A 9,156-nucleotide genomic window follows, 5' to 3' on the forward strand; every position below is an offset into this window, starting at 1 on the left:
CAAGCTGGACAAGACCAGCGATCAGCTCCAAGATCAACCAACAGCTGCAATTGCTGCAGCTGCCTGATCACTGATCTCCGATCAGATCACAGGCCTCGGGATTTACACCACTCCAAGGGACGCAACCCCCCTGACTCGCTGTTGTCCAATAGGTCTGTCCGTGATTTGCACGGCTTGCACGGTTTATGTGCACGGTTTGCACGGTTTATTCAGCGGCTGCAAATGCCGCGGAACCCCGACCAGGCGGAAGCGGGTAGAGCAAGAAAGGCCGCTGCTCTGGAGTGTTTCCTGCTCTCTTTTGCTCCCCTGCCCGCTATTCCTGCCACCAAGCCAGCACCCCAATAAAAGGGGGCCGATGGCCCCCCTGATGGGCTCAGCAGACTGAGACGGTGACGCCGGGTAGGCCCTGGAACTTGCGGGCAAAGGCAAATGCTTTTTCAGCAGGAATTAACCGCATCTTCTTGACCGGCTTACCGCGCCTCCCGAAGTGCTCAACGGTGCAGGGCACAGCGCCACTCTTTTTGATACCGGGCGCATAGCGATGGACGATTAGCAGGCGGATATTGCAGACGGGGCCTTGTGGAGCTGCCATGGGAATTTTGGCGAGGAACCCCCAGGTGACGCCCCACGGCGCAGCAGCAGGCAAGGGTGGCGTAGCCACTTGCGTAGCCCTTTCCGTCTGCGAGCAAGTGAGGGCAACCTGCAAGGGGTGCTCGACCAATTACCAGCAGTGACCAACCCCAAAGGTGCTGGTTCTTTCCGCCTGCTGGTTGCTACGGCCAGGATCAACCAAGCAAGGGGGGGCTGAGTGCTGCCTCTACGCAGTAGGGGCGCGGTGAGAACACCTCAAGGGATGCGGTGCTCCGGCCAGGCAAGAAAAAGCACTTGCATTTCAGGCATCTGGTATCAGCCACGCATGAGTGCCCAGTAGGGGAAGGGGCCAGAGGCCCCATGAAACCGGCCTAGCCGGCTGGAGCTTCTGGCTCCGGGCAGATCAGATCCACCGCCTGCCGGGCTGCGCTGATCACCTGCAGCAACACCTTGGGGGATTGGCGCAGCACTGATATCCAGCTGTGGAGATAGGCGGCGTGATTAGAGAGCTCACAGCCGATCTGCAGCCGCTGCCCCAGCAGAACGCTGCCCAGCTCGGCCACAAGCTCTTCTCGGGCATAGCGGCTGGAGCCAAAGGAGCCGGATTGATCCCGCTTAAGCCGCGACTCGTGGCCGGTGGAATGAATGGCCTCGTGGCCCCAGGTGGCATAGAGAGCTGCGGCCCCGTGGAAGCTCTCGCGCAGCGGCAGCTGGATGCGATCGGAGCTGGTGGAATAAAAGGCCCGCTCACCGCCCCAGCTGGCTGGCACTGGCCAAGCAGAGAGAACGTGCTCGGCGCGGGCGATCGGCTCAATCTCTGGCCGGGCTTCTGTGGCTCGCCTCTTTGGGGATGGCATCCGTGCGGCGATCAAGCCAGCCAAGCCATCGCCCTCGAGATCGCAGGCATTGAATACCGGCACTGGCCGGTAACTAGCCCAGCTGTGGAGCACCTTCTCGCCATTAGACGCCTCCTTCTCGCTGGAGTGCAGCTGCGGCCGCAGGATGCGGACGGACTTTGAGCCTTTGCGGGGGAAGATGCCCAACTTCTTGGCCTCCCCAAAGCCACACCAGAAGGGCAGCTCGGCGCCACGCATGGCCATGCCGAGCTCCAAAAGGATTGGATTGCTGCCGCGGTAGACACGGCCTGTGAGCAGATTGATGTGAACACCGCCGGTGGGGCAATCCCAGGGCTTGCGCCATGGCGTGCTGCCAGCTTCTAGGAGCTCGATGAGATCACGAACCAGCGCTTCTTCTGGCGAAGGACCTGAGCTCTTGCTGCGTGATTTTGGTGATGCGGCCATTGGATAGGGCGCAAAGGACTTGAAGTGATCGCGCTGGTGAGAGCAAGGGCGGCGTTAGCCGCTCGCATAGCCCTTGCGCCACCTGCGCACACTGAAGTTCCCTGCGCGTACCAAACCCTTCCCCTACAGGCTCAGTCGCACCGCCAGGTGCGCTCTGTAAATCAGCACCGCTAGGTCCACTTGGCGGCGAAAGAGATAAAGCAGGCCGCCGATATGGCGGCCTGCAGGAACTCAGATAAGTGCCACCTCCCCAGGGAGCAGAACACGGCGCTTCTGAGCAGCTGCCAAGACTTCTTGGCGATAGAGCTCTTCTCCAGCAGCGCTAAGGGCTGAATCGATGGCATCGATTCGTGCCAAGCACTGAGCGATGGCAGGCAGAACTTCCTCTTCTAGGAGGGTGATTTCCTCTTCTCCATAGGGCTGCTCGCTCCAGGTGCGGCGCAGCGGCAGATCACGGCGCAGCAGCTGCTCGATAGAGCGCGAGGCGCGATCAAGCAGCAGGAAGGGATCTTCTTCTGGCCGGCAGAACTTGGACTGGGCAGCTAGTGATGCCATGGGATTCGGCGCCAGGTGTGGCGCAGCGATGGGACCGATCCCAGAGGCGTACTGACGCAGGAAGGAAGCACAATGGAGAGGACCCGGAGTAAGCCCCACCGGAAGCCGACCCAGCTAGGGCGAGCCTTCTCCGCAGGTCAGGTCAAGGCGGCACAGATCAGATCTTGCGCAAGCGCGGCTTATTGAGGTGATGCACCGCATGCACGACCACGCCAAACAGCCCTGAGCGATCAAAGACCTCTAGGTCCAAAGGAATTGCTGCCTCTCCTGGCCGCACCGGCTCAAGTAACCACTGCTCCCCCTGACGCAACAGAGGCCGCATCAAGAAGCTGCCCTGGTGGGCAACGACGACGACATGGCCGGAGCAGGGTTCAACGCTGCGGTCGATCACCATCAGGTCGCCGTCCTTGATCCCGTGCTGGCGCATGCCATTGCCACTGGCCCGCATGTAAAAGGTGCAAACCGGGTTGGGAATCAGGGCGGATTGGAGATCCAAGCCCTCACCCAACGAGCCCGGGCAGAAGGGCACAGGCTCGCCAATAGGCAGGTCGGCCAAGATCAAACCAGCGGCGGCAGCAGTACAGCTGTTCTACTCCTGGCGAGGTGGGCTGGCTTGGGTTGGACTGGCTCAGCTGCCTGCTTCTGGCCAGGGAACAAGCTTCATATCCCCCACCTTGTTCCAGGTTTTGCATTTGGGATCAGCCAGCCGGTAGAGGGCGTTGCCGTCTGGTCCGCTCTTAGTGACGACTAGGACCGGTGCACCAGGCCAGCCGATCCGCCAAAGCTGCTCATCACCTGCCAACACAATCAAATCGCCGGTGGCGGGGTGCTTGAGGTCTGGGGCCATCGCAGCACCGTAGAAAGCCACTGGCGATTCGTTGCTAGTGCGGCAGAGCAATCGGTAGGGGCGCGCACGGATCAGGTGCGTCTGGCTCCGCGCCAGGCGGCTGGGCACTAGGCCACCAGCTGCTGGCGCAGAGCCTCAAGAGCCTTCTTCTGGGCCCGCTGCACCGACATGGCGCTGATTTGCTGCTGCTCTGCCGCCTGCCGGAGTGAGAGGCCCTCAAGGACAGTGAGCCGCAGGGCTGTGGCTTGAGCTGCAGGCAGCTGATCTACTAGCTGCTCCAGCGCCAGATCATCAGCGGGCCCGGCTGCTTCTTGCTCTGGGGCCGCCAGCTGATCGAGCAGGCACTGCTCGCCAGCGGCGTGGCCATCAAGGCTGATGTGACCCAGGGGGCACTGACCCTGCTCATGCAGCCGGCGTGGGATACGCACCAGCCGCACCCGATCGCGCAGGTGATGCTGCAGGGCACCTGAGATGCAGCGGCGCAGATAGGGCTCAGCTGGCTCACCTGCTTTGCAGCGCAGGACAGAGTGGAGCAGGGCTTCTCTAGCTACTTGGATCAGATCCTCCCGCTCGACCAAAGGGAAGAAGCGGCGGGCTACAGCTGAGGCAACGGCATCAGCCAGGGAGAGGTGCTGGAGCACTAGGGCATCGCGGGCACGGAGAGCAGAGCGGGAAAGGGGGGCAGCCATCTGGGGACGGCAGAGAACCCCACCCCCAACGGCCAGCCGCAGGGATGTGACAAGGACGCCCCAACGGGGCGCATGGCTAGATCCTTGACGCAGCGCGAGGACTGGACGAGGGATTTAGGTGGGTGTTTGACGGCCCGGTGGCAACCTTTTCGTTCCACACCAATGAGCAGCAGGGATATCCACCGCTATCCATGCACTGTTCGAAGATCTCTTGTGATCCGGCCCCATTAGTGGCAGTTCTGGCCGGGCCCCGCAGCCCGTTAGCCATCAGGAAGGCACCATCGCCTCCGCTTAAGACTTTGTCGGTGACTCGTGCTGCTCTTCTTGGCGATAAGCGAGCAGATCGCGAAGCGGATGAGCCAGATGGATCAACTGCCTGCCCCAGCACACATTGGCCGATTAGCAAGTCATCGCCACAGGCAGAGAAGTCCGGCCCGCAGTAAGTATAAATAAAAACCTGGGTGTGATTAGAACGGAAAGCGTGGCAAGAGTCGACTAACGCAAGGATATACATTTGGGATGGGCAACATAAAGAATCTGCGGCCGTCCCCCGATGTCTCGTGTCTAATCTGCCAACTTCATATCGCGCGGATGGCTCTGATCCTTTTCGCCACTCCTCTGCTTGAGAGGATTTGGGTAATTCTCTGAAACCTTGAGAGTCGTTAAGGGGAGGGGGGTATGAGCGCTAGTTGCTCACTGCACCTATCTGCTAGCTTGTTTACGTTTCAGCAAATTACTTGGGTCCAAGTGGGGCAAATTTAGCCCTAAGCTTTGATAGTATTAGACAATACATAGACTGGGCCTGCACTGTCACACGTGGCTTAGTCGGTTGTGGGCAGGCCCAAATAATAGTCGAGCCATTCACAGCCAATGAAGTGCAAACCACAGCTGCAGATTACACAAGTTACTGCCAATGCAGTAGCCGAGGCACCCTGAAAAGATCATTTCTCATCATTAATTAAATTATTGCAGCCTCAATAACGCCTTCAAACGTGCTTTCAACCTCTCTGCCAACAATAAGCGTGTCGATGTAACCTTGATTAAGTAAGTCGACAAGTCTTCGCAAGTCTGATTTGCGAGCCTCCCACTGATCCCGGCCATCAACGCAAACAATATGAACTACTTTGCATCTAGCCTTAGACTCATACTCCCTGATTTCCATGCCGACTAAATGGCATTCGTAAACAGCATCGCTCATTTTACTTCCGCCAGCCTTACCCTTTCCTCCACCCCAGTATTCCTTGTTCTCCCAAATAACCTTAGGATTGAAAAGGCCTGGAATTGCTCCATCTACTCTACGCGCTGAAATATGCAGATGACTGCCAATAGACATTACTACGCGGTCTTGCGGATTAACATTAGCGCATAGACCATTCCTAAGTGCGACCGTCTGAGCTATGTGCGATATAGCAGAATCAAGCGACTTACTTGACTGGGCGTGGTCCGTGCTCTGTGTCCTTGTCACTCCAGCTTCAATACCCAAGGTATCGCAAAACTTCAGCGCATCATCTTCTGTTCTTAATAGCATCATACAGTTGCGTAACTGATCTTCAGACTGCTCTACATAACCAGCCAGAAGATCACCTATTTCAGGAGGCAATCCAATCTCAGCCTCTCCAATGGACATTGCATTACGCTCTACAATTGATTCAAAGAGAGCCTTCTGAATCTTACTGGATCTGCCAAGAGAACGGTAATATCTTACAATAGACCATAACGGGTGATCAATTCGAAGATTCGAGTAATCATGAAGTGGCTTCATGGAGCAAGGCAGGTCTGGTAGAGACTAGCAAGATGCGCAACCCTGATCAAGGTCTCGATGGTGCTCAACACTGAAGAGTCTGATGCAAAACCATATACATTTCCGCTTACTACTGATGCCTCAAGACTGATCATCTTGCGCATCATGCTCTCGCAGTGCTCATCAATGTCAGAACATATTTAATTTCTATTAAGCTGTTCATAAGCGATTGCCATGGTACCAGTCCCGCTAAGGGAGCCGAGGAGAGCGCCGCCAACAAAGGAATACATCTTGAATAGTCCCCTGGATATTGCTATATTATATACTGCGCTATGAAAGGGGACTTTTTCGGAAACGATCTCAACGTGCCAAATTCGCTGCGAATAATCTCTATTGTTCCAAGCCAAGCCTGCCGGAATCTCGCAGCCGTCGCTGTATCGACCTCCTGCCGGGCCTCTAGAATATCCATATCCACTCCCAGTAGGCATTATTAAATATAGGTACATGATCTCAAAGTGATCCCCTAAAGTTTCGTGTAAAGCCGTTATTCCAGATAAACCTTTCAAGCAAGTAGAGGCCCGAATCTTGAGCCACTCGCATCATGCTGCATCCCAGTGGCTCCCCAATAAGCATCAAGCTGCTAGATAGTCACCGATACTTATGTTAATAGATTCGCTATGTTCAGAGTGAACACTCCCCCAAGTATCAGGGTTCTAAATGGCATGATGGATAGACCATGGAAATTCCAACAAATTCATTGTACTCAAACTTTTGCACTTTTTCGAAATTGGTGGAGAAATAGCCGGGCATGTGCAGATAAAATCGACGATTGCCTCGGTGGCCTCAAAAAAGCAGCAATTGCCTGCTATTATTAGTACGTGAGTACTCACCGCGGCTCCCACGGGGCCTGGTCCTACCCCATGAAGTCACTTTCCAGTCCCGCGCAGCTTTTATTTCCTGGCATTGAAACCCCGCGATCCTCCCCTTTCCTCAAGTGGGCAGGAGGGAAAGGGGCGCTTCTAAAAGACTTGCGCCCACTTGTTCCGGCTGGCTGCTCTGTATTTTTTGAGCCGTTTGTTGGTGGCGGCTCATTTATGTTTGAATTTAGCGAAGGCCGAGAGTATCATATGTATGATGCTAATAATTGGCTCATAGATACTTACACTGCTGTTGCAAAAAACTGGGAGTATGTAGCTGAAATCATTGACACGATGCCATGCAGCCGAGATCACTTTTTAAAAGTAAGAGCTGTGCACCCAGACTCGGTTGAATCTATTTACGAGAAAGCCGCAAATCTTATCTATCTGAATAAAACTTGTTTTCGTGGGCTTTTTAGGGTAAACAAAAAAGGCTTCTTCAATGTTCCTTACGGAAACTATGATCGAAGAGTGTACGACCCAGAGTTGCTCAAGGCATGCTCTGTGGCCCTTGGTAAGATTCATACGATCTCGTGTCAAGACTATAGAAGAAGCCTTGCCAGCGTCAAGCCTGGCTCATTCGTCTATCTTGATCCACCGTATTTCAAAGCCGGTGGCTATTCGGACTTCAACCGATACACTGCCTCCAAGTTTGAGCTAGGAGACCAGATTGAGCTTGCCGCCATTTGCAATGAACTTTCTGAGCGAGGAGTTAAATGGCTGCTCTCGAACTCAGACACTACTACAATCAAATGTCTTTACAGTGGCTATAGGGTTGTAGAAGTCGACGCCAGGAGAGAAATTAATTTATCCAGCCAAAACCGTGACATTAAAGAGCTTGTGATTATGAACTATAACCCTCATGACTAGAGCAGGGTGTCTCTATAGAGGACTAGAAGCCGTCTCTTCCATGTCTTCTTCCTAAAGGCTGGGCTCATTCAATAGTACAAGAATGTGAGTGACAACTGTTTCTTCTTAATGTAAGCTCTCGGGTCGTACTTGCTCCCGATTGTGACACAGATCACGCCTGAATCGATCCGTGCCAGCAAGGCGAACTTGCCGCCTATCGGCTCAGTGATCACAAAACTGCGCCGCCAAGCCCCTTACATCCAGCAGGAGCAGCACCGCTACCGCTCGCCGCGGGGCTTCCAGCACTGGGCCAATCACCTGGCCTTTGCAGCAATGATTGAGGCGAGCCTGCAGCCATGGTTGAGCTTGGAGATTCGATCAGCTTCTGGGCTGCTATTCCCTGCCGCTGGGCACGGCTTGTGGAGGCGCCGCCCCGTTTCCTGGCGCTGGAGCACGCAGAAGCGTTCCGCCGCACCCCTTCGCCCCACCTCGATGAGGAGCTGCCGCAGGTGCTGCCCTGCATCCGGTTGATGCTCCCCGATGGTGCCCTATTCACAGAAAACGGGGTGCCCAAACCCGGTGGTGATCGTTGCGGACCTGCGGGTGATGGCTAACTGGCTTCCGCCTATGGCCTGGCACACCGTCCTGCATGGCGAGAAACGCCAGGGCCGTCGGATGCAGTGGTTCCAGCCGGTGTATGTGGGGCTGGGCTGAGCTGGTTTGCACCTGGGGCGATCACTCTTGCGCCTGAGAAAACCCGGCGGGGAAACCGCCGGGCCAGTGCCTCACAGCACCTGCACCCGGGCATGAGAACCGAGCACCCGCTGCTGATTGGCAGCAAGGACCATGGCCTCCTCCCGGGGCAAGTAGTGCGGCTGGGAGCTGATGTGCCCTTCTCGATCGAGGAACAGCACCCGCAGCAGCTGACCTGCGGCATCAAGGAGCTGCACTGAAATGATGCGGATTGGGCAGGTGCTGCTGAGAGGAGTGGCGGCCATGGTTGAGCTGGCGAACGACACCGCCGTCTGGCCCCGGTGTGATCAGCAGCGCGCAAGGGTCGCGCAGCGACTCGCGTTAGCCCTTGCGCGCTGCGGGCACCGGGGCAGACCGGGTGGGGTGATCGCCAGTGCCCATGGCCTGCCGCAACCAAGCAACAGCCGCGGGCAGCATCAGGCGGCCCAGTCCACCAGTGGCAGCCCCTCGATCCGGCTGAACTCACTGACGTTGTGGCTCACGACAGTGGCGCCGATGGCCAGAGCGTGACAGGCGATCCAGAGATCGTTGGCGCCGATCGGTGTGGCTTTGCGCTTCAGGGCGGTGGCCTGAATGGCGTAGTGCTCGCAGATCCCTGCGCCCTGGGGATAGAGCACCGGCACTAGCCGCCTCAGGGCCTCCAGCTGCTGCAAGGTGGCCTCCCGCCGCTGGCTGCCCTCTGCTCCGCGCAACAGCTCGGCCCAGGTGATGAATGACATGGCGATGCTCTCCTCGTCGCTGAGGGCATCAATGCGCTCGGCCACCTGGGGCGGACGGTTTTTGCTGAGGTAGATGAGGATGTTGGTGTCGAGCAGGTAGATCACAAGGCCTCTCGGTCCTGCACCGGCAACTTGTCTGCCTGCTGTTGCTCCAGCACCTCCACAAAGTCGGCGTCAAATCCACTGAGCGTCTG

General features: G+C 56.6%; 11 protein-coding genes. 2 read left to right on the forward strand and 9 right to left on the reverse strand.

Features of this window, described 5'->3' with window-relative positions:
- Positions 1-373: 373 nt before the first annotated feature.
- From KBY85_RS14890 to KBY85_RS14920, 7 genes are all read right to left on the reverse strand, one after another.
- Positions 374-592 carry a hypothetical protein gene (locus tag KBY85_RS14890; RefSeq protein ID WP_254931390.1) on the reverse strand — a complete coding sequence of 73 codons (219 nt, stop codon included), beginning with the start codon at positions 590-592 and terminating at the stop codon, positions 374-376.
- Positions 593-962: 370 nt separating this feature from the next.
- Complete coding sequence (locus KBY85_RS14895) at positions 963-1,892, reverse strand: ArdC family protein (RefSeq protein WP_254962241.1); 930 nt, start codon at positions 1,890-1,892, stop codon at positions 963-965.
- Positions 1,893-2,123: 231 nt separating this feature from the next.
- Complete coding sequence (locus KBY85_RS14900) at positions 2,124-2,447, reverse strand: hypothetical protein (protein WP_254962242.1); 324 nt, start codon at positions 2,445-2,447, stop codon at positions 2,124-2,126.
- Between the two features lie 157 nt (positions 2,448-2,604).
- On the reverse strand, positions 2,605-3,003 hold the full coding sequence (locus tag KBY85_RS14905; RefSeq protein ID WP_254962243.1) for a LexA family transcriptional regulator: 399 nt from the start codon (positions 3,001-3,003) through the stop codon (positions 2,605-2,607).
- Between the two features lie 72 nt (positions 3,004-3,075).
- On the reverse strand, positions 3,076-3,402 hold the full coding sequence (locus tag KBY85_RS14910; protein ID WP_254962244.1) for a hypothetical protein: 327 nt from the start codon (positions 3,400-3,402) through the stop codon (positions 3,076-3,078).
- Complete coding sequence (locus tag KBY85_RS14915) at positions 3,402-3,983, reverse strand: sigma-70 family RNA polymerase sigma factor (RefSeq protein ID WP_254962245.1); 582 nt, start codon at positions 3,981-3,983, stop codon at positions 3,402-3,404. Before KBY85_RS14915 ends, KBY85_RS14910 begins: the two co-directional genes overlap by 1 nt.
- Before the next feature lie 958 nt (positions 3,984-4,941).
- Positions 4,942-5,745 (reverse strand): hypothetical protein, encoded by an 804-nt coding sequence (locus tag KBY85_RS14920; protein ID WP_254962246.1) that lies wholly within the window; start codon positions 5,743-5,745, stop codon positions 4,942-4,944.
- Positions 5,746-6,644: 899 nt separating this feature from the next.
- Here KBY85_RS14920 and KBY85_RS14925 point away from each other — a divergent pair.
- Both KBY85_RS14925 and KBY85_RS14930 read left to right on the forward strand, forming a co-directional pair.
- Positions 6,645-7,511 carry a Dam family site-specific DNA-(adenine-N6)-methyltransferase gene (locus KBY85_RS14925; RefSeq protein WP_254962247.1) on the forward strand — a complete coding sequence of 289 codons (867 nt, stop codon included), beginning with the start codon at positions 6,645-6,647 and terminating at the stop codon, positions 7,509-7,511.
- 335 nt (positions 7,512-7,846) lie between these two features.
- Positions 7,847-8,104 carry a hypothetical protein gene (locus tag KBY85_RS14930; RefSeq protein WP_254962248.1) on the forward strand — a complete coding sequence of 86 codons (258 nt, stop codon included), beginning with the start codon at positions 7,847-7,849 and terminating at the stop codon, positions 8,102-8,104.
- Between the two features lie 171 nt (positions 8,105-8,275).
- On the opposite strand, the gene KBY85_RS14935 is transcribed toward KBY85_RS14930, so the two are convergent.
- A complete protein-coding gene (locus KBY85_RS14935) occupies positions 8,276-8,488 on the reverse strand; it encodes a hypothetical protein (RefSeq protein WP_254962249.1) in 213 nt (70 codons plus the stop codon).
- A gap of 171 nt (positions 8,489-8,659) precedes the next feature.
- The gene (locus tag KBY85_RS14940) at positions 8,660-9,067 is read right to left on the reverse strand and encodes a type II toxin-antitoxin system VapC family toxin (RefSeq protein WP_254962250.1); all 408 of its coding nucleotides are present in this window, start codon (positions 9,065-9,067) and stop codon (positions 8,660-8,662) included.
- Between the last annotated feature and the right edge of the window lie 89 nt (positions 9,068-9,156).

The organism is Cyanobium sp. BA5m-10, from assembly GCF_024346255.1.
Taxonomy (GTDB): Bacteria; Cyanobacteriota; Cyanobacteriia; order PCC-6307; family Cyanobiaceae; genus Cyanobium_A; species Cyanobium_A usitatum.